Raw genomic sequence first — 22,949 nt, 5'->3', positions numbered from 1 at the left:
CCCACCATGCGCCCCTACCAAATCTGCTCCAACTGCATCATGGACACGTCCGATTCCGGCATCGTGTTCGACGAGCGCGGCTGGTGCGACTACTGCAACAACTACCACCGCAACATCCTCCCCAACTGGCACACCGACGAGCGCGGTGAGCGCGAGATCATGGCCGTGGTGGAGCGCATGAAGCGCGACGGCCAGGGCCGTGACCATGACTGCCTGATCGGGCTGTCGGGTGGGGTGGACAGCAGCTACGTGACCTACCTGGCCAAGGAGAAGTTCGGCCTGCGGCCGCTGCTCTATCACGTGGACGCGGGCTGGAATTCGCAGCAGGCGGTCAACAACATCGAGAAGCTCGTTGATGGCCTCGGGCTCGACCTCTTCACCGAGGTGGTGGACTGGCCCGAGATGCGCGACCTGCAGCTGGCCTTTTTCAAGGCCCAGGTGCCGCACCTGGACACGCCGCAGGACCACGCCTTCTTCGCCGGCCTGTACAACTTCGCGGCCAAGCACAACGCCAAGTACATCCTGACCGGCGCCAACTACTCGACTGAGTGCGTGCGCGAGCCGCTGGAGTGGCACTACCACGCGTCCGACGTGCGCCAGCTGCGCGACATCCACCGCCGCTTCGGCACCCGGCCTTTGAAGAAGTTCCCGCTCGCCGGGATCTTCAAGTTCAAGATCTACTACCGCTTCTTCAAGGGCGTGCAGGTCGTCAAGCCGCTCAACAACGTGCCCTTCTTCAAGGAAGCGGCGATGGACGAGCTGGTGGCCAAGTACGGCTGGCAGAAGTACGCGCACAAGCACTACGAGTCGCGCTTCACGCGCTTCTACGAGGGCTACTGGCTGCCCAGCAAGTTCGGCTACGACAAGCGCCGTGCGCACTTCTCCAGCCTCATCCTCACGGGGCAACTGAAGCGTGAGGACGCGCTGGCCAAGATCGCCATCCCCGCCTACACCGAGGACGCGCTGGCGCAGGACTTCGAATACATCGCCACCAAGCTGGGCCTCTCCGTGGCCGAACTGCAAGCCCTGCACGCCGGCGAAAACAAGACCTACAAGGACTACGCCAACGACATGGCGCTCATTGAACTCGGCACCAAGGTGCTGCGCGCCTTGGGTATCCAGCGGGCCATCATCCGGTGACGGTCACCATCGTCAGCTACGGCGTCGGCAACATCGGCGCCCTGGCCACCATGTACAAGCGCATGAGCATCGCCACGCGCTTTGCCACGACGCCGGCCGAGATCGAGGACGCGAGCCACATCATCCTGCCCGGCGTGGGCGGCTTCGACGACGCGATGAACCGCCTCAACGCCTCCGGCATGCGCGAGGCCCTGGACGCCGTGGCGGCACGGGGCCGCACGCCCATCCTCGGCATCTGCGTCGGCATGCAGATGCTGGCCGAGAGCAGCGAGGAGGGCCAGGCCCGTGGCCTCGCCTGGGTGCCGGGCCGCGTGCGGCACTTTGAAAGCACCGGCCGCATGGACGGCCTGCCCCTGCCCCACATGGGCTGGAACGACGTGGCCCCGCTGCCCGCCGCGCCGCTGTTTGCCGGGCTGGAGCAGGACGCGCGCTTTTACTTCCTGCACTCCTTCCACTTCGAGTGCCAGGATGCTGCCGACGTGGCCGCCGAGGCGGACTACGGCGGGCGCTTCACCGCCTCGGTCCGGCGCGGTTGCATCTATGGCATGCAAGGCCACCCCGAGAAGAGCCACCACTGGGGCGCCGCGCTGCTGCGCAACTTCTCTCAGCTGGAGGCCTGAGCATGCTGCGCCCCCGCATCACCCCCTGCCTGCTCGTCCATGAGAGCGGCCTCGTCAAGACGGTCGGCTTCAAGGACCCCACCTACGTCGGCGACCCGATCAATGCCGTCAAGATCTTCAACGAGAAGGAATCTGACGAGCTCATCGTGCTCGACATCGACGCCACGCGCCTGGGCAAGGAGCCCGACTACAAGCTGATCCAGGACCTGGCCGCCGAGTGCCGCATGCCCCTGGCCTATGGTGGCGGTGTCTCGACCCCCGAGCAGGCCAAGCGCATCATCGAGCTGGGGGTCGAGAAGGTCTGCCTGAGCAGTGCCGCCCTGGAAGACCCCGGCTGCATCCGCCGCATCGCCGACGCCGTGGGTGGCCAGAGCGTGGTCGTGGTGCTGGACGTGCGCAAGAAGACCGGCTTCTTTGCCAGCGGCTACGAGCTTTGCAGCCACAACGCCACCCGCGCCCACAAGCTGGACCCCATCGCCTTCGCCCGGGAATGCCAGGCCCAAGGCGCCGGCGAGATCGTGATCAACTCGGTTGAGCGCGACGGCACGATGAAGGGCTACGACCTCGACCTGGCCAAGCAGATGCGCGCGGCCCTGCGCATCCCCATGAGCGTGCTGGGCGGCGCCGGCTCGCTGGCCGACATCGAGGCCCTGATCCGCGCCTGTGGCGTCGTCGGCTGCGCGGCCGGCAGCCTGTTCGTCTTCAAGGGCCAGTACCGCGCCGTGCTTATCAACTATCCGCAGCCCGCCCAGAAGGACGCGCTCTTTGCCACCGCCCTGCCCCGCTGACCATGTTTGACGACAAAGTCCTCCTCATCACCGGCGGCACCGGCAGCTTCGGCAACGCCGTGCTGCGCCGCTTCCTCGACTCCGGCCTGCGCGAGATCCGCATCCTCAGCCGCGACGAGAAGAAGCAGGACGACATGCGCAAGAGGTACGCATCGTCCAAGCTCAAGTTCTACATCGGCGACGTGCGCGACCCGCGTGCCGTGGCTGGCGCCATGCGTGGCGTGGACTACTGCTTCCACGCGGCCGCGCTCAAGCAGGTGCCGTCCTGCGAGTTCCACCCCATGGAGGCCGTGCGCACCAATGTGCTCGGCACCGAGAACGTGCTGGAGGCCGCCATCCAGGCCCGCGTTCAGCGCGTGGTCTGCCTGTCCACCGACAAGGCCGTCTACCCCATCAATGCCATGGGCATCTCCAAGGCCATGATGGAGAAGGTCATGGTCGCTGCCTCGCGCAACCTGGAGGGCACGGGCACCGTCATCTGCGGCACCCGCTACGGCAATGTGATGGCCTCACGCGGCTCCGTCATCCCGCTCTTCGTGAGCCAGGTGCGTGCGGGCCAGCCCATCACCATCACCGACCCGGAGATGACGCGCTTCATGATGACGCTGGACGACGCGGTCGAACTGGTGCTCTACGCCTTCGAGCACGGCCGCAATGGCGACATCTTTGTGCAGAAGGCCCCAGCGGCCACCATCCGCGTGCTGGCCGAGGCCGTGCTGGGCGTGCTGGGCACGCCGCAGCACCCCATCCGCGAGATCGGCACCCGCCACGGCGAGAAGCTCTACGAAGCCCTGCTCAGCCGCGAGGAGCGCGCCGCCGCCGAAGACCTGGGCGGCTACTACCGCATCCCCGCCGATGGCCGCGACCTCAACTACACCAAGTACGTCGAGCAAGGTGAATCCCGCATCCAGGAAGCCACCGACTACACCTCGCACAACACCGAGCAGCTCGACGTGGCTGGCATGACCGCCCTGCTGCACAAGCTCGACTTCATGCGCCGCATCGCAGCCGGTGAAGCCAACGTGACCGCGGAAGACTGATGAAGATCGGCATCACCGGCGCCTCCGGCTTTGTCGGCCGCAACCTGCAGTGGCGGCTGCGCGAGCTGCAGTCGCACGAGATCCGGCTGATCTCGCACGAGGTCGATGACGCCACGCTGATCGCGCAGCTGCAGGGCCTGGACTTCGTCTTCCACCTCGCGGGTGTCAACCGCCCGCAAGACCCTGTCGAGTTCGACGATGGCAATGCCGACTTCAGCCTGCGCCTCGTGTCCATCCTCGGCAGCCTGCCCGGGCGCCCGCCGGTGGCCTTTGCCTCGTCCACCCAGGCCTTGCTGGACAACACCTACGGCCAGAGCAAGCGCGCCGCCGAAGACGCGCTGCTGCGCTACAGCCGCGTCTGCGGCGTGCCGGTCTACATCTACCGCCTGACCAATGTGTTCGGCAAATGGTGCCGGCCCAACTACAACTCGGTGGTGGCCACCTTCTGCCACAACATCGCGCGCGACCTGCCCGTCACCATCAACGACCCGGCTGCGCCGCTGCGCCTGGTCTATATCGACGACGTGCTCGACCACTTCCTCTCGCTGCTGGGCCGCCCGCCCGGCGGCTTTGTCGAGATTGCGCGCACCTACGAGACCACAGTCGGCGAGCTGGCCGAGACCCTGCGGGGCTTCCGTGCCACGCGCGACAGCCTGCTGATCGACGCCGTAGGCACCGGCCTCAAGCGCGCGCTCTACGCCACCTACGTCAGCTACCTGCCCCCTGAAGGCTTTGCCTACCAGGTGCCCCGGCATGCCGACCCGCGCGGCGTCTTCGTCGAGATGCTCAAGACGCCCGACGCCGGCCAGTTCAGCTACTTCACGGCCGGCCCCGGCATCACGCGCGGCGAGCACTACCACCACACCAAGACCGAGAAGTTCCTGGTCATCAAGGGCACCGCGCATTTCGGCTTCCGGCAGATTGACACTGGCGAGACGCACGAGATCGTCACGCGCGGCGGCGAGGCCCAGATCGTCGAGACCATCCCGGGCTGGACCCACAACATCACCAACATCGGGGACGACGAGCTCATCGTCATGCTCTGGGCCAACGAGAACTTCGACCGCGCCCGCCCCGACACCACCGGCATGAAGGTCAAGACATCATGAAGCGTTTGAAGGTGATGACCGTCGTCGGCACCCGGCCCGAGATCATCCGCCTCTCGCGCGTGATGGCCGCGCTGGACCAGCACTGCGAGCACGTGCTCGTGCACACCGGCCAGAACTACGACTACGAGCTCAACCAGGTCTTCTTCGACGACCTCGGCGTCAAGAAGCCCGACCACTTCCTCAACGCCGCCCAGGGCAGCGCCGCGCAGACCATCGGCAACGTCATCGCCGGCGTGGACCGCGTGCTGGAGACCGAGCAGCCCGAGGCGATGCTGGTGCTCGGCGACACCAACTCCTGCCTCGCCGTCATCGCGGCCAAGCGCCGCAAGGTGCCCATCTTCCACATGGAGGCCGGCAACCGCTGCTTCGACATGCGCGTGCCCGAGGAGACCAACCGCCGCATCGTCGACCACACGGCCGACATCAACCTCACCTACAGCAGCATCGCCCGCGACTACCTGCTGCGCGAAGGCCTGCCGCCCGACCAGGTCATCAAGACCGGCAGCCCGATGTTCGAGGTCTTGAATCACTACCGCGCCGGCATCGACGCCTCCAGCGTGCTGCAGCGCCTCGGCCTCACCGAGTTCGGCTACTTCGTGGTCAGCGCCCACCGCGAGGAGAACATCGAATCGCCGCGCACCTTCGGCAAGCTCTGCGGCGTGCTCAACGCGGTGGCCGAGGACCATGGCCTGCCCGTCATCGTCTCCACGCACCCGCGCACCCAGAAGCGCATCGACGCCGAAGGCGTGAAATTCCACCCCGGCGTGCGGCTGATGAAGCCGCTGGGCTTCCTCGACTACGTGCGCCTGCAGCGCTCGGCCCGCGCCGTGCTGTCCGACAGCGGCACCATCACCGAAGAGTCCTCCATCCTCAACTTCCCGGCCCTCAACCTGCGCGAGGCCCATGAGCGCCCCGAGGGCATGGAAGAGGCCTCGGTGATGATGACCGGGCTCTCTGTTGAACGCGTGCGCCAGGGCCTCGCCGTCCTCGCCACCCAGCCGCGCGGCGATGAGCGCAGCCTGCGCCTGGTGGCCGACTACAGCATGCCCAATGTGTCCGACAAGGTCGTGCGCATCTTGCACAGCTACACCGACTACGTGAAGCGCGTCGTCTGGCGCCAATACGACTGACATCGATGCGCGTCCTCGTCGTCAGCCAGTACTTCTGGCCCGAGGTCTTCCGCGTCAACGAGATCGTCTCGGAGCTGCGTGCGCGTGGCCACGAAGTCACCGTGCTCACCGGCCGCCCCAACTACCCCGGCGGCAGCCTGTTTGACGACTACGTGGCCGACCCCGCCGCCTTTGCCCAGTACCACGGCGCGGAGGTGATCCGCCTGCCGCTGCGCCCGCGCGGTCAGGGCTCGCTGCGGCTGCTGCTCAACTACTGGAGCTTCGTCTTCTGGGGCTGCGTGCTTGGGCCCTGGCGGCTGCGCGGCCGGCGCTTCGACGCCATCTTCTGCTTCGAGACTTCGCCCATCACCTCGGCCCTGCCCGCCGTGCTGCTGCGGCGCCTCAAAGGCGCGCCGCTCTTGCTCTGGGTGCTGGACCTGTGGCCCGACACGCTCTCGGCCGTGGGCATGGTGCGCTCGGAGCGAGGGCTCAACGCCGTTGGCGCTCTGGTGCGCTTCATCTACAAGCGTTGCGATCTGATCCTGGCGCAGTCCAAGGGCTTCTTTCCCGCCATCGAGCGCTGGTCGCAAACGCCCGAGAAGACGCGCTACTTCCCGCAATGGGGCGAGGCCACTTTTGATGCCGGGCTGGACGATGTCGTCGAAGCGCCCGAGCTGGCTCCGCACGCCGGCTGCTTCAAGCTCATGTTCGCCGGCAACCTGGGCGATGCGCAGGACTTCCCCGCCCTGCTCGACGCTGCCGAGGCTACCCGGCACCGCCCTGACCTGCACTGGTTGATCGTCGGCGATGGCCGCCAGGCCGCCTGGATCCGCGAGCAGATCGAGGCCCGTGGCCTGCAGCACACCGTCTTCATGCTCGGCCGCCACCCGCTGGAGCGCATGCCCGAGTTCTTCAAGGGCGCCGATGCCTTGATCGTCTCGCTGCGCGCCGAGCCCATCTTTGCGATGACCATCCCCGGCAAGGTCTCGGCCTATCTGTCCGCCGGCCGGCCCATCCTGGCCATGATCGACGGCGAAGGTGCGCAGGTGGTGCGCGAGGCTGGCGCGGGCCTGGTGGCGCCTGCCGGAGATGGCGCACAGCTCGCCCGACTCGCGCTGCAGATGGCCACCCTGCCGCCCGAGGCGCGCGCCGACATGGCCGCCAAGGCGCGTGCCTACGGCCAGCGCGAGTTCGACCGCGCGACCTTGATCACCCAGCTTGAGCGCCTGCTGGCCGAGGCCCGGTCATGAGCACGACGGCGGCGCCCGCCTCCCCGCGCCGCCCCCGGGTGCTGCTGCTCAGCCCCTACTTCCTGCCGGCCGAGCAAGGCGGCGGCTCGGTCCGCGCCGTGCAGGCACTCACCGCAGCGCTGAAGGACGAATTCGACTTCACCGTCCTCGCCCGTGACCACGACCTGCGCAGCCCCACGACCTACCCCGAGGCCGCGCGCGACGCCGCCCGCCGCGCCACCGGCCTCGATCTGCGCTACCTGGCCCGCGGGCAGGCCGGCAGGCAGGTGCTGCACGCCACCTTGGCTGAGCCCTTCGACCTGATCTACCTGCAAAGCCTGATGGCGCCTGACCTGGCCCTGCTGCCCCTGCTCTGGGCGCGTCGGCGCGGGACCAATGCGCCGCCACTGCTGATCGCCCCACGCGGCGAGCTGATGCCGGGTGCCCTGGCGCAGCGCCCCCTGGCCAAGCGGCTCTACCTGGCCCTGCTGCGCGGCCTGGGTTTGCTGGCGCGAGCGCAATGGCATGCCACGCAAGTAGAGGAAGCGGCGGCCATCGAGCGCGCCGTGGGCGCCCGGGCCCACATCGCGCCCGACCTGCCACCACCCTTGGCCGACTTCCCGGCACCAGCGCTCACTGCGCATGCACCAGGGCCACTGCGCGTGCTGTTCCTCTCCCGCATCGACCCGGTCAAGAACCTCGGCTTTGCCATCGACGTGCTGGCGCGCGTCTCGCGGCCGGTCGAGTTCAGCATCGCCGGCCCCATCGGCAACGCCGCCGTGTGGGCCGACTGCCAGGCCCGCCTGCAAGCCCTGCCCGCGCACATCCAGGCCAGCTACCTAGGCCCGCAAGCGCCTGCCGCCGTGCCGCCCCTGCTGGCCGCGCAGGACCTGCTCTTCCTGCCCAGCCTGAGCGAGAACCACGGCTATGTGGTGCAGGAAGCCCTGCTCTGCGGCTGCGCCGTGCTGCTCAGCGACCGCACGCCCTGGCGCCAGCTGCAAGCGGCCGGCGTGGGGGCCGACCTGCCGCTGAACGACCCGCAAGCCTTCGTGGCCTGGCTGGATGCGCTGGACCCCGACGCATTGGCCGCCACGCGCCCGCAATGCCGGGCCTATGCCGAGCACGCCCTCGCCGCATCACCCGCCGTGGCGCAGACCCGCGATCTGCTGCGCGCCGCGCTTCAGCCGAAGGCGCGCATGCCTTCAAGCAAGGCCGGCCAGTCGGCCGAGCGATAGCCGGTTGCCGCCTCGAAGCGGCGGCCGTCGAGCGAGCGGTCCACCACCGGGTTGGGCTCCTCGCTCACCTGCGTGTCGCTGCGGTAAACCTTGGCCACCAGCTTCAGCAGGTCGCACTTGTTGATGCTCGGGCCCACCACGTGATAGATGCCCTGCAGCTCGGGCCGGGCCAGCACATGCTCGTCGATCACCCGGGCCAGCTCCACCGTGGGCAGGGCCGAGAAGATGGCATTGCTGAAGCCCGGCACCGTGCCCTTGGACGCGAGGAACCAGCCCAGCAAGGCGTGGGTGCTGTTCAGCTCGGGGCCAATGATGGAGGTGCGCAGCGTGACGGCATGCGGCGCCTCGACTTCACCCATCAGTTTGGTGCGGCCGTAGAGGTCTTCGGCATCGGGCGTGTCGCCCTCGGTGTAGCGGCCCCGTGAGCCCGAGAACACGCAGTCGGTGCTGATGTGAACCAGGCGCACGCCCGTGTCGCCGCACAGGCGCGACAGCCGGTGCGGCAGCATGGCGTTGACGGGGATGGCTGTGGCCGGGCTGTCTGCCCCCGCCAGCTGCTTGACCATGCCAACGCAGTTGATGACGGCCGTGGGCTTGACCTCGGCAAACAGCGCGCGCAGCCCCGACATCTTGGTGGCATCCACGCCAACGCGGATCTCCGCCTGCGGGCACTGCGCGCGCAGTGGCTCGGCGGCAGCCTCGGTGCGCACCGTGCCCACCACGCGATGGGCTCCGCGCGATGCAAACCAGCGCAGCACCACATGCCCCAGCATGCCGTTGGCCCCCATCACCAGCAGGGTGGGTTCACTCATGAGCTCGACTCCTTCGCCATCTGCCGATTGAAATGCCAGCGCCGCACAAAGCCCACCACGATCTGGCGCCACAGGCCGGGCTCGAACAGCAGGGCCGGGCGCAAACGCAGCGCGGCGGCATAGCGCTGCAAGGCCTGCCCCACACGGCCCGACTGCGCGTGATTCTTGCCGGCAAGCGTGAACGCACGCGCAACGGACCTGCGCGCAACGGCCGGTGGCGTGTCGGGTCGCCGGGCCCAGTGCTGCTGCACCACACGCAGAATCTCATCGGCCCGCTCGGGCGGCATCACCTTGAACGAGGCTGAGCCCTCGTGGATGCGGTAGTCGCCCACGCAGGCAGGGTGGTGAACAAAGTCGCCCACCTCACTGGCGCGCAACCAGAACTCGAAGTCCGGCACCTGGCGGCGCTGGACGTCCCAGCCGCCCGTGCGCGCAAACACCTCGCGCCGGAACAAGGCCCCGACGCCAGGCGCGCAGACCAGGTCCTCCAGCAAGGCGCGCTGGTCGAACGCGGGCGCCCGCGCCATGCGGATGAAGTGGCCCTGCGCGTCCACGATCCTGAAGTCCCCATAGGCCACGGCACAGGCCGGCGCGGCCTGCAAGGCGGCCACAAGACCCCGCACCGCCCCGGGCTCTAGGCGATCGTCCGAGCTGAGATAGCCGAGCAACTCGCCCTGCGCCATCGCCCAGCCCCGGTTCAGCGTGGCCGACTGCCCGGCATTGGCCTGCGTCAGCACCTGCACCCGCCCCGGATGCTCGGCCGCCACCGCCTGCGCCACCGCCCAGGTCTCGTCGCTGGAGCCATCGTCGATGACGATGTATTCGAGATGCGGGTAGTCCTGAGCCAGCACGCTCAACATGGTCTCGCGCAGGTATTCGCCCTGGTTGTGGGCGGGTGTGACGAGGGTGACGAGAGGCTGGGTCACGGCTGTGCCTCCGATGGGGCCGGCTGCGTGCGCAGCGCACGCAGCCACAGCCAGGCAGCGTCCGCGCCCATGCGCAACGTCCAGCTGGCGGCAGCGCCCAAGGCGCCATGGCGCTGGCACAGCCACCACATCAGCAGCACATAGGGCGGTAGCAGCGCCAGTTGCACCCAGGCCAGGCTGCGGAAGTCGCCGCAGGCTTGCAGCCAGGTCGAAGGCAGATAGCCCAAGGCATTCAAGCCAACGCCCACACACAGGACCTGCAGCACCGGCACGATGCCGGGCTCAAAGGCGGCGCGCAACCACCATTGCAAGAAGGGTTCGGCCACCATGGCCAGGACAAGCAGCGGCGGCAGCACCAGGTACAGCAGTGGCCGCAGCGCTCGCAGCAAGGCTTGCTTCGCTCCCACAGGCCCGGCCTGCACCCACTGCGGCAACAGGGCGGAGGTGAGTGCGGCAGGCAGCACACTGAGCTTGGTCACCAACTCCTGCGGCGTCACATACTGGGCCACGGCATGGGCCGAAGCCAGCGCGCCCAGGATGAAGCGATCCGCCGCCGCCACCAGCGGGTTCACGCCTGCCACAACCGACAGCCAGCCGCTTGCCACGAGCAGGCCGCGAGCATCGGGCGGCGTGACGGGCCCGCGTCCCAGCACGCGCGCCACCACGGCGGCATGGGCCAGGCAAGCCAGCCAGCGCCCGGCCATCAGCATCCAGGCCACGGCCACCAGATCGGGCCCCCAGATCTGCAAGGCCAGCCAAGGGCCCAGAAAGGTCCAGGCCCCCATCGGCAAGCGCAGCAGGTTCAGCGCTTTGAACGCCTGCGCGCCCTCCAGCACGCCCCGATAACCACTGCTGAGGATGAAGCCGGGCAAGCCCAACGCCAGCACCCGCAAGGCGAGGATCGCCCTGTCCGGCTCGGGCACCTGCTGCCAGCTACCCACCACCCAGGGCGCCACAGCAGCCAAGACCAAGCCCAGCACCACTCCCCCTAAGCCCAGGACCCACAGCCCCACACGCGCCACGCCGCGCGCGGCGGCAGCATCGCCAGCGGCCCGGCAGCGCGCGACCGCCTGCGTCAACGCTCGGGAGAGCCCAAAGTCAAACAGCCCGAAATACGCCGCCACCGTCCAGAGCAGCGCCAGCACCCCGAAGCGGCTGCCACCAAGTCCTAGCAGCAAGCTGGGGATCAAGGCCAGCCCCAACAACATCGGCAAGCCAAGGCCGATGAGGTTGAGGAGCGTGGGGCCGGCGAGCTTCAATGGCGGGGCACGGGCGAGCGCCGGTGACGAAAGGGTGAGGGGCGCGGAATTCTAGGAGCCTGTCGCTAGAATTTTGGCCTCGCTCCCGCATGCGCCCCCGGGGCCAGCGTGGCCCCCTCTACGGCCTTCTCTCGTCGCGCATGAAACTGCCTACCTTTGTGATTTGCCTGCTGCTGGTGCTGTATGCGCCCGACAGCCAGGCCTATATCGACCCCAACGCGGGCGGCCTGCTGTTCCAGATCCTGACGCCGGTGTTCGCGGCCATCGTGGGTGCGTGGCTGTTCCTGCGGCGCTGGATTGCAGAGACCCTGCGGCGGCTGTGGCAACGGTTGCGCGGCAAGTCCACGCAATGAAGGACGCGCCGGCAGGGTCGGACGCATTGGCAGCATCCGTTTGGCGCCTGGCCACTGCGGGCCTGGCCGGCCTGGTGGTGCTATGGATGCCGGTGACCCTGCTGCGCCAGATCGATGCCTTTCTGGGCTTTGCCACCGGCCTTGAACTGGCGCGCGATGTGGGGCTGGCCGCCTGGCTGCTTGCGCTGGTGGCCCTGGTGCTGGCCTTGACGGGGTGTGCACTGTCGGCCTTCGCGCGCAAGCTCGGTGCCTCACCGAGGGTGGGCCATGCGCTGGCCTGGAGCCTTGTGCTGCTGCCCGTGGGCTGGGTCTGTGTGTGGCAATTGGGCTCAGCCGGATGGGCCTGGCTGCGCATGACCCTGCCCGCGCTGCCGGCCATTGGCGCCCCGCAGCGGGTGGCCGCCGCGCTCGCGGTGCTGGCGGTGCTGGCGTGGCTTGTCTATCGAGGTGCGATTGCACGCTTGGCGCAGCGCTGGGCGCTGGCCTTGTTGGCCTTGCGGCCCCTGGCGGCCTTGGTGCTGGTGGCTGGCCTCGGCCTGTTGCTGGCGCTGCCGCCTCGGGTGCTGCCTTGGCGGCCTGCACCGGCCCTGGCCGCAGCCCCCACGCAGCCCGCGCCGGACATCTACTTCATCACGCTCGACACCATGGCGGCAGCCGATGCAGCCATTTGTGGCGAGGCCGGCCCCACCCACATGCCACGCCTGAAGGCGTTTGCGGCCCAGGCCAGTTGCTTCTCACAGCACTACGCATCGGCCAACTTCACGACCCCCAGTACCGCGACCATGGAGACCGGTGCGCTGCCTTGGACGCACTGGGGCGTGCAGATCGTGGCCAAGATGGCCGAGCCGGCGCGCTCCGCCACGCTCGCAGCCCTGCTGCGCGCCCAGGGCTACGAGGCCCACGCCCTCAGCGCCAACTTGATGGCCAGCCCGCGTCACCACGGCAGCTTCGCCACCTACTCGACCGAGGAAGTGGCCGACTCTCCATCGCTGGGCCTGGTGCCGCGCCGGGCGCTGTCGGTGTTTGCCGACACCACGCTGCCGTTCTGGCTGTCGTCGCTCATCCCCTTCCTGGACACGCTGGACGTCTACCAGCACGCCGAGCACAGCCCCTTTGCGCCGGAGCTGACCTACACCGCCGCACTGCAGCGCCTGGACGCTGCGCCCGCCGGGCGCCCACAGTTCCTGTGGGTGCACACCTTGCCGCCGCATGACCCGTACCTGCCACCCGCCTCCAGCAAGTACAAGCTGCTGCCGCGCGGCGAGCTCGACCGCTGGGCTCAGATGCGCAGCATGGGCGACTACCAGCCTGCGCAGCAGGCCCTGATCGACAAGCACCGCCTGCGCTACCGCGAGGCCATGATGGGTGCCGACACGGCGCTGGGCGAGTTTCTCGATGCCCTGGCGCGCCGAGGCAAGCTGGACAAGGCTCTCATCGTCATCAGCTCCGACCATGGCGAGTCCTTCGAGCGCGGCTTCCTCGGCCATGCCGGGGACCTGATCCACAACGCGGTGATCCGGGTACCGCTGGTCATCAAGCTGCCCGGCCAGACGGTGGGTCGGGTGGTGGAGCAGCCCGTCAGCCTCGCCGACCTTGCGCCCACCATGGCCGACATCGCGGGCGCGCCGCAGCTCGCGACGGCCGATGGCCGCAGCCTGGCGCCGGCGCTGCGGGGCGAGGCTCTGGCCGAGGCGCCCGTGTTCAGCATGGCCATGGAACGGCAAAGCCGCTTCCAACCGCTGCACGACGGGCACTACGCCGTGATCGACGGGCACTTCAAGCTGGTGTTGCACCTGGCGGCGGGCCGCGTGGAGCTGTTCGACCTGCGCGCCGACCCCTTGGAGCAGCATGACCTCAGCACCCAGGATGCCGCCACAACCAAGCGCCTGCGTGCCTTGCTAGACGCGAAGCTGAACGACGCAGAAGCACAGCGCGCCGCGCGCTTTGGTACGCCGCGTGGCCACTAGCCCCCTGCACACCGTGCATCCTGACCTGCTGCGCTGGCTGCGTGAGGACGCCCACTGGCACGAGCTGCCGCAAGCCCAGCGCCTCGGCATGGCGTGGCGCAGCTTCTGGGCAAGCTGGAACCGCCGCCTCAGCGACGCGCAGTTGACGCAAGCGCCCCCCCTGGCCGCGCCCATCTTCATCGTCGGCCCCTGGCGCAGCGGCACCACCGTCATGCACGAGCTGCTCACAGCGGCAACCGGCCTGCCCACGCCGCAGACCTGGCAATGCATGAACGCGTCCTCGTTCCAGCTGCTTCCCGCACCACCTGACACCGTCAGGCGCGCGCGCCCCATGGACGGGCTGGAGATCAGCGCACGCTCGCCCCAGGAGGACGAGTTCGCGCTGCTATGCCTAGGGGTGGACTCGGCCTACCGCGCCTTCCTGCAACCCCACCGCTGCGGCGAACTCACACGCGCCCTGGACCCCAGCTACTGGCTGGCGTCGGCTGACGCCTGGCTGCCCAGGTTTGAGCGCTTCCTGCAGGGCGTGCTTGCGACTGAGCAGCGGCATGGGCAGCGCCTGCTCTTGAAGTCACCGAACCACAGCTTCCGGCTGCCCGCGTTGTTGCGCCGCTTCCCGAATGCTCAAGTGGTGTGGATGCTGCGCGATGCCCCCAGCGTGCTGCACTCCAACCGAAAGATGTGGCGACAGATGATCGAGGAACACCACATCAGCTCGGTGCCCTGGTCGGCCGACAGGGTCGACGCCTTCCTGGGCGATGCGCTGCGGTCTTGCGCCGAGGTGCTGCGCAGCCCTGAACTGCAATCGCTGCCGGCCACACGCTGGACGACCTGCTGGCAGCAAGACCTCGCCGAGCGGCCGGGCGAGGCTGTGGAGCGCGTCCTGCATCGGCTCGGGCTGTCGGTTGAGCATCCAGACGCCCTGCAGACAGCCGTGGGCCGCGTAGCCCAAGGGCGCATCGATCACTACGATGCCGGCATTCCAGCGGCGGCGGCCCAGGGCGTCGAGGCGCTGGACGCGGCGCAGCAGGCGTTCAGATAGCGGCTGGCTACACCAGCGTGTCGAAGCTGGTGATGGCCATCATCACCGCCACCATCACGAAACCGATCACCGCGCCGATCAGCAGAATGGCGATGGGCTCGATCAGCCCGAGCATGCGCTTTTGAAGCAGCGCCGCCGCCTCGCGCTGACTCTGGCCCAGCGCCAGCAGCATGCGTGGCAGTTCGCCCGAGCGCTCACCGACGCGAATCAGATTCAGTCGTGTCCGAGGGAACCAGGCCTGCGTTTCCAGGCCCGCGCTCAAACTCTGCCCCTGCTGCAGGCCCTTGGCCGCCCGCTCCAGGCCGGCACGTAGCGGGCGCAAGCGCAGCACACCCTGTGCGAGCTCCAGGGCCGGGAGGATGGCCACCTTGTTGGTGAGCAACGCGCCCAGCACCGTTGCCCAGCGCCCGATCTCGGCCTGTATCAGCCACGGCCCCACCACGGGGACCTTGAGCAGCGCCTGCAGCAGGGCATCACGCGTTGAGGCCCGCGTCATCGAGAAGGCGATGGCGCCGATCACTGCACCCAGCAGCGCCAGCGTCTCCCACAGATGCGCACGCACGAAAACGCCGGACTCGATGACCCAGCGCGACAACTCGGGCACCTGGCGGCTGCCCCGGATGAGATTGGCAAACCGAGGCACCACCCCCACGAAGATGAAGAACACCGCCAGCGTGCCAGCGCCGACCAGAACGCTCGGGTAGATGAGGGCGCTGCGCAGGTCTTCGACGGCGCGGCGGCTCAGCTCCATCTGCTCAGCAGCGTCCTGCAGTGCCTGCGCCAGGGCGCCACTGGCTTCGCCGGCCTGGGTCAAGGCGATCACGTACACCGGCATGCGCAAGTCGGGCAGCTTGAGCGCATCGGACAAGCGCCCACCGCCGCGCACCTGGATCTCCATGCTCGCCAACGGGGCCCCTAGGGCCTGACCCGCATAGGCTTCCACCAGGCTGGGCAACGCCTCGCCAAGCGCGACGCCGGCAGCCAGCAGCGTGGCCAGCTCGCGCAGCAAGACCACCTGATCCGCCAGCTTGACGCGGCCGGCCGCAGCACGCGAGACGGCGGGGCGCTCCACCAGCGCCCGCAACTGCACGGGAGTCAGACCCTGGGCCGAGACCTGAGCCATGGCGTCGGCAGCGTCCGCCGCATCCAATTGGCCGCTATGCGGGCGGCCTGCCAAGTCCCGGGCCGTGTACTCGAAGCGCATCAGTCGCCTGCGCCACCGGTCGCGCGCAGCACTTCGTCGAGCGTGGTGACGCCCTGCACAACCTTGAGCACGCCCTCTTGCGCCAAGGTGCGATAGCCCCTGCGGCGAGCCATCTCGACCACGGCCGTCTGCCCAGCCTCACGGGCCAGCGCATGCTGCATCTCGGCATCGATGTCGAGCATTTCGTAAATGCCGATGCGCCCCCTGAAGCCGGTTCCATCACAGGCGGGGCAACCAGCAGCCTGCCGCCACCTCGGGAAGGGTTGCGATGGATCCTCAGCCGTCGCATCTGCCAACGTCAGGGCCAGATCCGCTTCGCTGACGGCGGGCGCATCCGTCCGCGGCGCGGCGCAGGATTCGCACAGCCGGCGAACGAGGCGCTGAGCCATCACGGCCCGCAACGCCGCTCCCACCAGAAAAGGCTCAACGCCCATGTCCACCAGCCGCGTGACTGCCGACGGCGCATCGTTGGTGTGCAATGTGGCCAACACGAGGTGCCCTGTCAGGGCCGACTGGATGGCGATCTCGGCGGTCTCGCGGTCACGGATTTCGCCCACCATGATGATGTCCGGGTCGTGCCGCAGAAAGGCTCGCAACGCGCGTGCGAAGGTGTAGCCAATCTCGGGCTGCGCCTGAACCTGAATGACGTGAGGAAGCCGGAACTCAACCGGATCCTCCACCGTCAGGATTTTTCGGCTCTGGTCGTTCGTCGCCGCCAGTGCCGAATACAGCGTCGTGCTCTTGCCCGCGCCGGTGGGGCCCGTCACCAGCACCAGCCCGTTGGCCAGGCCCAGCCAATGCTTGAACTGCTGCAACTGGCTCGGTCGCAAGCCGAGTCGCTCCAGGCTGAGATCAGCGCGGCGTTTGGGCAGCAGCCGCATCACGATGGACTCGCCGAACACCGCCGGAATGGTGGAGACGCGGACATCCATTTCGGCGCCCGCCGCGCGGGTGGAAATGCGCCCGTCTTGCGGCAACCGACGCTCGGCGATGTCGAGCCCAGCAACCAGCTTGATACGCGAGGCGACGGCCGGGTAGCGGTCCATGCCCAGGCTCAGGCGCGTGTGCAGTTGACCGTCCACTCGCAGCCGGACTTCGAACTCGCGCTCACCCGGCTCCAGATGGATGTCTGATGCGCGGGATTCGACGGCCTGGGCGATGAGGTTGTTGACCCAGGCGATCACCGGGGCGTCTTCGGCCATCTCGCGCAGCGCGCGCTCGTCCATTGCCGTGCTGAGCACGCCTTGCTCGAGACGCTGGCACCAGCGCTCGAAGTCGTCCGGCGCGATCAGCCACCAGGCGGCATCGACGAGGTCCGGGTGTGACTGAGCCCACTCACGCACCTCAGAGTCCAGCGGATCAACGCTCGCCACCTGCCAGCAGTTGCCGTCATGCCAAGCCAAGGCCTGGAGGCGACGCAAGGTGTCGCTGGCAGCCCCGAGGCGCACGGCAGCCTCACGCAGGGCACCTTCATCCAGTGCCTCGAAGCGGGCCCAGCCTAGGCCTAGTTGCTCGGACAGGGCGGCGAACAGGCGCTCAGCCGTCACCGCGCCCATGCGCAGCAGTACGGCGCCGATGCGCCCCCCTTGCTCGGCCTGGAAGCGCAGCGCGCTGTTCAGGTCCTCCGCACGGATCTGCTCGCGCTGCAGGAGCAGCGCGCCGATCAAGGGGGCGACTGCGGCGGGCGCCGACGTATTCATGGCTTGGGGATGGGCGTGCCGGTGGTGTCCAGCGCCGGCGTCCGCGCCCAGTCACCCAGCGTCTTGCGGAACGAGTCCGTGATCGCTTCGGCCTCGGACGAGTCGTTGGCGATGTAGGGCGTGATGAGGATGATCATCTCGCGCCGGGACTTCTTGACGGTCTGGTTGCGGAAGAGACTGCCGAGCAGCGGAATGTCCTTGAGCAGGGGCACACCCCCATTGCCGTCGGAGGACGATCCATCGATCAGCCCAGCCAACAGCATGGTGGAGCCGTTTCGCAAGGTGAGCTTGGTCTCGACCTTTCGCGTGGAGATGGTGGGGGCCGTCGCGTTGCCAGTCGTCACCTGGACAGGCTGGCTGACCTCCTGGGAGAGATCAAGGTCGATCTGGTCGCCGGAGTGGATCACCGGCTTGATCTTCAGGATCACGCCGGTCGAGCGGTACTGATAGGTCTGCAACAGACCCGCCGTCGCGCCGGCGGTTGTTGTCGAGCCGAGTTGCTGGGTCAGCACCGGGACTTCGTCGCCAACCTGGATCAACGCCGTCTCGCCGTTGCGAGCCATCAGGCGAGGGCTTGAGAGGATCGTGGCCCGCGAGTTGCTGGCCAGTGCATCGATGGCGACGCGTGCCGCACCAGCGCCGTTCAGGATCTGGAAGTTGAAGCCGCCGGTCGTTCCAGCGCCACTGCTGGCCGAGACCTTGTAGCCGCTTTGCGCAGAGATGTGATCCGACAGCCACTGCACGCCAAGTTGGGCGCCCTCTTCCAGTTTGAGCTCAGCGACGGTGACCTCGATCAGCGCAGACTTGGTGGGGCGGTCCAGGCTTTGGAGCAGAGCGGAAACCTGACCGAACTCATCAGGGTTGACTTGAAAGATCAAGGTGTTCGACGCCTTGTCCACCACCACGTTGGCTCGGCCACTTGTCGCGGCGGTCGGGGTGCCGCTACCGGCGGTTGGCGCAGCGGCGCTGGCGACGCTGCCCCCGCCCCCGAGCACGCGCTCCAGCGTGACCGCGAGCAACTCGGCATCCTTGTGCTTCACGGCGTAGGTGAACAGGTTTTTGCCGACACCACGCTCGTTCGGCCGATCCAGTGTCCTGGCCCATTCGGCGATGTGGTCGGCGACCTTCTCGCCGACCGCAAACACGAACACCTGGTTCAGACTGGACACGGGCAGCAGGATGATTGGGCTGCGCAAGCCACCAGCCACCACGGGTGACCCAACGGGATGCACGGCATAGCCTTCTGCCGTCAAGACCTCGGAGAGGCGCCGCGCGAGTTCGTCTGCCGAGCCATAGGCAGGTGTCAGGGTCAAGCTCGTGCGGCCTTTCAGCGCCGGCTGATCGAGCACCGCCAGGGCCTCTACCGCAGCTTTCACGTTGTCTGGATTCCCGCTCACAAGAACGGCATTGCGCGACGAGTCCTCCTGAACCTTGACCCGCTCGCCGAACAAGGTCCTGAGCCAATTGACCACGTCCGTCTGGCGGACGGACTGCAGCGGAATCAACTGAAAGATTGGACGCAAGGACACCGGAACTTCGGGCAGGGCGGCTCCATAGCGAATGCCTGGAAGGTCCCCCTGGCTGGCGTTGTCAGGCACCACGCGCACGAGCCCTCCGACCTCAACGACCGACAGGCCGTAGCTCTTGAGCAAGAGCCGCATCGCCGACTCAACCTGCGATGCGGTCTGCCCTTGGCCAGCCTTGAAGGTGACGAGATCGGTGCGTGCATTGACGGCGGGGTCGACACTGACGTTCTTCTTGAGCACATCGGCATACACGACCTGGATAAAGGTCGGCAGCGCAACCTGCTGCAGGTTGACAGCCGCCACGGTGTCGTCCGTGGGCGCTGGGCTGGGAGCCACGGCCTCAAGCTTCTGCACCTTGGTCTCAGGCGTGACGGGACCGGCCACGATTCGCGTCTCGCCACGCGCGACACCGTCGGTGGCGCGCGACGACTCTGAAGCGCTGTTCGACTTCATCAACGGTGCCGGGATGGTCGGCGCCAACGGCGCACAACCCGCCAGAAGCGCCATGACCATGCTCAGTGCCAGCGGGGCTGACGGGCGTTGCCGATGCTTCATCTTGATTTCATTCACGGTAATCAGCCCCCAAGGGAACCTGCTTCTTGCCCACGCGGATCAAAACTTCGCCGTCACGGATTTGGGTAATTTGCTCGCCACTGGGCACCTTGTCGCCAACACCCAGCCGCAATGGCGGCTTGCCGGCGACGGCAAAACCAATCAGCACCCGGCGCTCGTGGCCCCGACCGTAAATTCCGGCGACACGCCAACGCTTGTCCTCAGCCTTGGCAGCGGCAGCCGCCGCCAAGACTGCGGCCTCGGGCTCGAAGATTGGAGAACCCGCCAGCGCAATCGCACGCGCGGCCTGGTCTCGTCTTGCGGGCAGGTCCGGGAGTTCCCAGACATCGCGGCGCGCCGCGACCAATGATGGGCTCTCGGACGTGCTGCCAGAAACCAGCCAGCCAAGGCCAAATACAACCACCAGTAGCCCCCAGGCCATGGGCTTCATGGTGCCGCCCCCGGACGCGCCAGCACGCGCAAATCGATGTCGGCCGTGGCTGGCTGGCTGAGCGTGCGCATCGTGAGTCGCTCCACCACGATGCGACGCTCCTGTCGTCCAATCTCGGCCAGCAAACTCAGCAGCGGCGTGCGTTGCATCTCCAAGCTCATTCGAACTCTCAGCACCACATACCCTGCTGGCAGGTCAGAGGCGCTCTTCGCGTCCGCCTCTGCCCGGACCACCGCCAAGTCGCGCAACTTCAGCCCGAGCTTTTGAGCCGCGTTGCGCAGCCAGTCCTGAAGTGCCGCTTCCGAAAGTGCAAGGTCCGCCTCTGACCACACCGTCGTGTCGTAGGCGGCACGCAAGCCCAGCACTTCCTCCTGCCTGCGCGGCCACTCTTGATCCTTGGTCAGAGACCGGAACCGCTGGATTTCAGCCCGCAAGCCCTGGCTGCGCTCTACCGCCGCATCCGCCGCGTCAAACCCCGCCAGCACTGCGTACAAACAAAGGGTGCCCAAAGCGGCCCACAGACCGAGTCGGATGAGCCCCGATTCCTCCCACTGTGATCGCAATTGCGCGAGCTGTACTTGAACGGTGTCAGGCGTCATCAGCGGCTCGGAATAGCGTCAAACACATCCGCAGGCGGCATGCCATTCGCATCGGGTTTGGCAAAGATGGGCTTGAAGGGCTCCGCCGGCGGCGGGTCATTGCGTTTGCGCTGGTCTGCCGCCGGCGGCTTTGCGGCCGGGCCGGGAGCGGGCGGCATCGTCGAAGGCGCTGGCGCCGGCGATGTCGAGACTTGCTGGGCCCCATTCGGCGCCGGTGGCGGGCTCGCCGCCGGGGCCTCGGCAGCCCCGGCCACTGGAGCATGTGCGCCCTTGATTCTGAGTTCGAGTGTGAGCAGCGTGCGCCCACCACCGTCACCACGCGCCTCGTTCACGTCCGCAAACCAGCCGCCCGATTGAAGGTCCTTGACGATGCTGGCCCTGGCCACGTTTGGTCCGAGTTGCAAGCCCAGCTTCAGCCGCTCGCCTTCCAGTTCCAACTCCTTGACCTGGATGCCGGTCCGCGCGAGCGTGTCGTGCAGATGGCCGATCACCTCTATCGGCTGCGGCACTGCGGCGAAATTGGCCAGTCTCTGCACATCTGTGAGTTCGCTGATCGCTCGTTCTCTTACGGCAATCACGGAATCCGCTTTGGCTTTGAGTTCGGAGAGCTGAGCCTTGAGGACGGCTTCCAGGCGCCATGCCTCATAAAGCGAATGCGCCGCTGCGCCAGCAGCAAGCGCCAGCAACACAGCGCCCCCATAGACAAGGCGCCCTTCCAACTGCCGATGCCCGGCGTTGCCCGCCGCCTGCAAAGCGTAATGCTTGACCCATGGCGATGCTTCCGGCAGCAGTTCAACAGCCTCCGGCACATCGAACTGCATCGGCGCTATCGACTCGTCTGAGGCACCTGTCTGCCCTGCCGACCTCAGAAAGCTCAGCCATTCCGCAGCCGCAGGACGCGTTGGCCACCATCGGCTCGAATGCAGTTGCCCCGACTGCCAGCACTGCGCTTCAAAGCCTTCGAGGCCCTGCGCAATGCGCACGCCATCACCCATCGACTGCTGCAACAGCAGTTCAGGAATCACATGGCACTGGTCGAGCATCAGGCCATGCTCAACAAGATCGCGCTCCAACGCGTCGGCATCCCAAGAGATTGCAAGACCCAATTCGCCCCAAATGATCAACCGGGCCGAATGCGACTCAAAGGGCTGCCAAGCTTGTGCCTGCAAGCGCAACGCCGAGAGCCTCTCTGCCGGAGGTACGCCCTGCAGGCGGAACCATTTCAAACGGCAACAGCTGCGCGCGACGATGACATCGGTATGCGCCCAGGCACTGTGCGCTGGAGCCGCAACAAACCCATCAAGGCGCCACGCTGCCCTCGGGGCGCTGCGCGGAAATCGCCAGAGGGAATGCAATAGCGCGGGGAGCTTCATCAGACGTTTTTAGCCGCTTGGTGCTGTGCTGTTCAGTGATGACCCACGGGCCTAGCTCCCCTGCGGGTGTCAAGCGGACATTGTACTCACGCGCCCTTGGCAAGCCTGGAGCCCAGACGACGATACGGCTGTCGTTTCCGGGCAGCAGAATGTATGCGTCATCGTCAAGCGGCTGCCCCACGAGCGCACTCAGTTGTGGCAGCCTCGATATGCCTTCCTCACTGCGCGCCTGCAGTATGCGCCCGAAGTGCGAGGGGGCTAACTTCGGAAACATAGCTTTCAAGCTTGCTATGGGCGCCGTCAATGGGTTGTAGAGATGGCCCAGATCCGGAGAAACGTTGCTCGCCAGCCGAGCGAGTCGCACGGGGTCATCACGCCAGAGTGGCATCGAGCTCAACTCGCTGATCGAGACCAGCCAATCGTTACGAGGACCCGCGAGTCCTAGCGCCTGATACTCGAAGTACTCTGCGCCGTTCAATCGCTTCAGGCGATCGGTGTCGATGTAGTCGTCCAGCACATCGATCATCGCTTGCGCTCTCGAGACCTCCACGCCGTCCTGAACTAGCAGGGCTAAAAGGCTTCGCCTGTCGCCCCCGTTGATGGAGTGCAAGCCGCGATAGTCTTGAACGGAGATCACCGCCCCGGCTTGCGTCCGGTATGGCGTCCCATCGTGACGTACCTGCCCGGCAAGGCTGCCTCGCCCCGCCGGCATCAAAGGGCGTGACGCGTTCCAGTACAGGATCTGCGCCAACGCGCTCGAGGCAGCAGTAGCACCCTGAGCGTAGGACTGGAAGTTCAGCGCAGCCCGACGCAACTCATCGTTCCGCTGAGCAAAACGCTGCGCGATGAACGCGATGACGACCAATGCGCCAAGGACCATGAGCAGCACGTAGCCAGACTGGCGGCTGCGCCTGT

The 22,949-nt window shown here is 67.4% G+C and carries 21 protein-coding genes; 11 read left to right on the top strand and 10 right to left on the bottom strand.

From position 1 onward, the window contains the following. Positions 1–6 precede the first annotated feature (6 nt). The 8 genes from ABDJ85_RS17760 to ABDJ85_RS17725 are packed head-to-tail and all read left to right on the top strand — an operon-like array spanning position 7 to position 8,270. Positions 7–1,140: an N-acetyl sugar amidotransferase gene (locus ABDJ85_RS17760; protein WP_347706130.1), complete on the top strand. Its 1,134-nt coding sequence runs from the start codon at positions 7–9 to the stop codon at positions 1,138–1,140. Then, positions 1,137–1,760 (top strand): imidazole glycerol phosphate synthase subunit HisH, encoded by a 624-nt coding sequence (gene hisH / locus ABDJ85_RS17755; RefSeq protein ID WP_347706129.1) that lies wholly within the window; start codon positions 1,137–1,139, stop codon positions 1,758–1,760. Before ABDJ85_RS17760 ends, hisH begins: the two co-directional genes overlap by 4 nt. A 2-nt stretch (positions 1,761–1,762) precedes the next feature. Further along, entirely contained in the window at positions 1,763–2,548 is a 786-nt protein-coding gene (locus tag ABDJ85_RS17750) for an AglZ/HisF2 family acetamidino modification protein (protein ID WP_347706128.1), read from the top strand. A 2-nt stretch (positions 2,549–2,550) separates the two neighbouring features. Continuing rightward, entirely contained in the window at positions 2,551–3,588 is a 1,038-nt protein-coding gene (locus tag ABDJ85_RS17745) for a polysaccharide biosynthesis protein (protein WP_347706127.1), read from the top strand. Further along, positions 3,588–4,697, top strand: coding sequence for a UDP-2-acetamido-2,6-beta-L-arabino-hexul-4-ose reductase (gene wbjC, locus ABDJ85_RS17740; RefSeq protein WP_347706126.1), 1,110 nt, complete (start codon positions 3,588–3,590; stop codon positions 4,695–4,697). The genes ABDJ85_RS17745 and wbjC overlap by 1 nt, the downstream gene beginning before the upstream one ends. Further along, positions 4,694–5,827: a non-hydrolyzing UDP-N-acetylglucosamine 2-epimerase gene (gene wecB / locus ABDJ85_RS17735; protein ID WP_347706125.1), complete on the top strand. Its 1,134-nt coding sequence runs from the start codon at positions 4,694–4,696 to the stop codon at positions 5,825–5,827. The genes wbjC and wecB overlap by 4 nt, the downstream gene beginning before the upstream one ends. 5 nt (positions 5,828–5,832) lie before the next feature. Further along, positions 5,833–7,056, top strand: coding sequence for a glycosyltransferase family 4 protein (locus ABDJ85_RS17730; protein WP_347706124.1), 1,224 nt, complete (start codon positions 5,833–5,835; stop codon positions 7,054–7,056). Beyond that, a complete protein-coding gene (locus tag ABDJ85_RS17725; RefSeq protein ID WP_347706123.1) occupies positions 7,053–8,270 on the top strand; it encodes a glycosyltransferase family 4 protein in 1,218 nt (405 codons plus the stop codon). The genes ABDJ85_RS17730 and ABDJ85_RS17725 overlap by 4 nt, the downstream gene beginning before the upstream one ends. On the opposite strand, the gene ABDJ85_RS17720 is transcribed toward ABDJ85_RS17725, so the two are convergent. The 3 genes from ABDJ85_RS17720 to ABDJ85_RS17710 are packed head-to-tail and all read right to left on the bottom strand — an operon-like array spanning position 8,216 to position 11,267. Next, positions 8,216–9,082 carry a dTDP-4-dehydrorhamnose reductase family protein gene (locus ABDJ85_RS17720; RefSeq protein WP_347706122.1) on the bottom strand — a complete coding sequence of 289 codons (867 nt, stop codon included), beginning with the start codon at positions 9,080–9,082 and terminating at the stop codon, positions 8,216–8,218. The two genes, ABDJ85_RS17725 and ABDJ85_RS17720, sit on opposite strands and share 55 nt — an antisense overlap. Beyond that, positions 9,079–10,008, bottom strand: coding sequence for a glycosyltransferase (locus ABDJ85_RS17715; protein ID WP_347706121.1), 930 nt, complete (start codon positions 10,006–10,008; stop codon positions 9,079–9,081). The genes ABDJ85_RS17720 and ABDJ85_RS17715 overlap by 4 nt, the downstream gene beginning before the upstream one ends. Continuing rightward, on the bottom strand, positions 10,005–11,267 hold the full coding sequence (locus tag ABDJ85_RS17710; RefSeq protein WP_347706120.1) for an oligosaccharide flippase family protein: 1,263 nt from the start codon (positions 11,265–11,267) through the stop codon (positions 10,005–10,007). The genes ABDJ85_RS17715 and ABDJ85_RS17710 overlap by 4 nt, the downstream gene beginning before the upstream one ends. 140 nt (positions 11,268–11,407) lie before the next feature. On the opposite strand from ABDJ85_RS17710, the gene ABDJ85_RS17705 reads away from it, so the two are divergent. Genes ABDJ85_RS17705 through ABDJ85_RS17695 form a run of 3 tightly spaced genes read left to right on the top strand, consistent with a single transcriptional unit; the run spans position 11,408 to position 14,629 of the window. Next, on the top strand, positions 11,408–11,620 hold the full coding sequence (locus ABDJ85_RS17705; RefSeq protein WP_347706119.1) for a hypothetical protein: 213 nt from the start codon (positions 11,408–11,410) through the stop codon (positions 11,618–11,620). Then, positions 11,617–13,587 (top strand): sulfatase family protein, encoded by a 1,971-nt coding sequence (locus ABDJ85_RS17700; protein ID WP_347706118.1) that lies wholly within the window; start codon positions 11,617–11,619, stop codon positions 13,585–13,587. Before ABDJ85_RS17705 ends, ABDJ85_RS17700 begins: the two co-directional genes overlap by 4 nt. 13 nt (positions 13,588–13,600) lie before the next feature. After that, a complete protein-coding gene (locus tag ABDJ85_RS17695; RefSeq protein WP_347706117.1) occupies positions 13,601–14,629 on the top strand; it encodes a sulfotransferase family protein in 1,029 nt (342 codons plus the stop codon). 7 nt (positions 14,630–14,636) lie between these two features. On the opposite strand, the gene ABDJ85_RS17690 is transcribed toward ABDJ85_RS17695, so the two are convergent. The 7 genes from ABDJ85_RS17690 to ABDJ85_RS17660 are packed head-to-tail and all read right to left on the bottom strand — an operon-like array spanning position 14,637 to position 22,914. Further along, positions 14,637–15,833 (bottom strand): type II secretion system F family protein, encoded by a 1,197-nt coding sequence (locus ABDJ85_RS17690; protein ID WP_347706116.1) that lies wholly within the window; start codon positions 15,831–15,833, stop codon positions 14,637–14,639. Next, positions 15,833–17,533, bottom strand: a complete 1,701-nt coding sequence (locus ABDJ85_RS17685) for a GspE/PulE family protein (protein ID WP_347706115.1) — start codon at positions 17,531–17,533, stop codon at positions 15,833–15,835. Before ABDJ85_RS17685 ends, ABDJ85_RS17690 begins: the two co-directional genes overlap by 1 nt. Next, a complete protein-coding gene (locus ABDJ85_RS17680; protein ID WP_347706114.1) occupies positions 17,530–19,629 on the bottom strand; it encodes a secretin N-terminal domain-containing protein in 2,100 nt (699 codons plus the stop codon). Before ABDJ85_RS17680 ends, ABDJ85_RS17685 begins: the two co-directional genes overlap by 4 nt. Continuing rightward, on the bottom strand, positions 19,622–20,062 hold the full coding sequence (locus ABDJ85_RS17675) for a hypothetical protein (RefSeq protein ID WP_347706113.1): 441 nt from the start codon (positions 20,060–20,062) through the stop codon (positions 19,622–19,624). Before ABDJ85_RS17675 ends, ABDJ85_RS17680 begins: the two co-directional genes overlap by 8 nt. Continuing rightward, complete coding sequence (locus tag ABDJ85_RS17670; RefSeq protein WP_347706112.1) at positions 20,059–20,661, bottom strand: GspMb/PilO family protein; 603 nt, start codon at positions 20,659–20,661, stop codon at positions 20,059–20,061. Before ABDJ85_RS17670 ends, ABDJ85_RS17675 begins: the two co-directional genes overlap by 4 nt. Further along, on the bottom strand, positions 20,661–22,034 hold the full coding sequence (locus tag ABDJ85_RS17665; RefSeq protein WP_347706111.1) for a hypothetical protein: 1,374 nt from the start codon (positions 22,032–22,034) through the stop codon (positions 20,661–20,663). Before ABDJ85_RS17665 ends, ABDJ85_RS17670 begins: the two co-directional genes overlap by 1 nt. Then, positions 21,961–22,914 (bottom strand): hypothetical protein, encoded by a 954-nt coding sequence (locus ABDJ85_RS17660; RefSeq protein ID WP_347706222.1) that lies wholly within the window; start codon positions 22,912–22,914, stop codon positions 21,961–21,963. The genes ABDJ85_RS17665 and ABDJ85_RS17660 overlap by 74 nt, the downstream gene beginning before the upstream one ends. Between the last annotated feature and the right edge of the window lie 35 nt (positions 22,915–22,949).

This window comes from Roseateles paludis, assembly GCF_039872745.1.
In the GTDB taxonomy this organism is placed as follows: Bacteria; Pseudomonadota; Gammaproteobacteria; order Burkholderiales; family Burkholderiaceae_C; genus Pelomonas; species Pelomonas paludis.
This window is presented reverse-complemented; position numbering and strand designations above follow the sequence as displayed.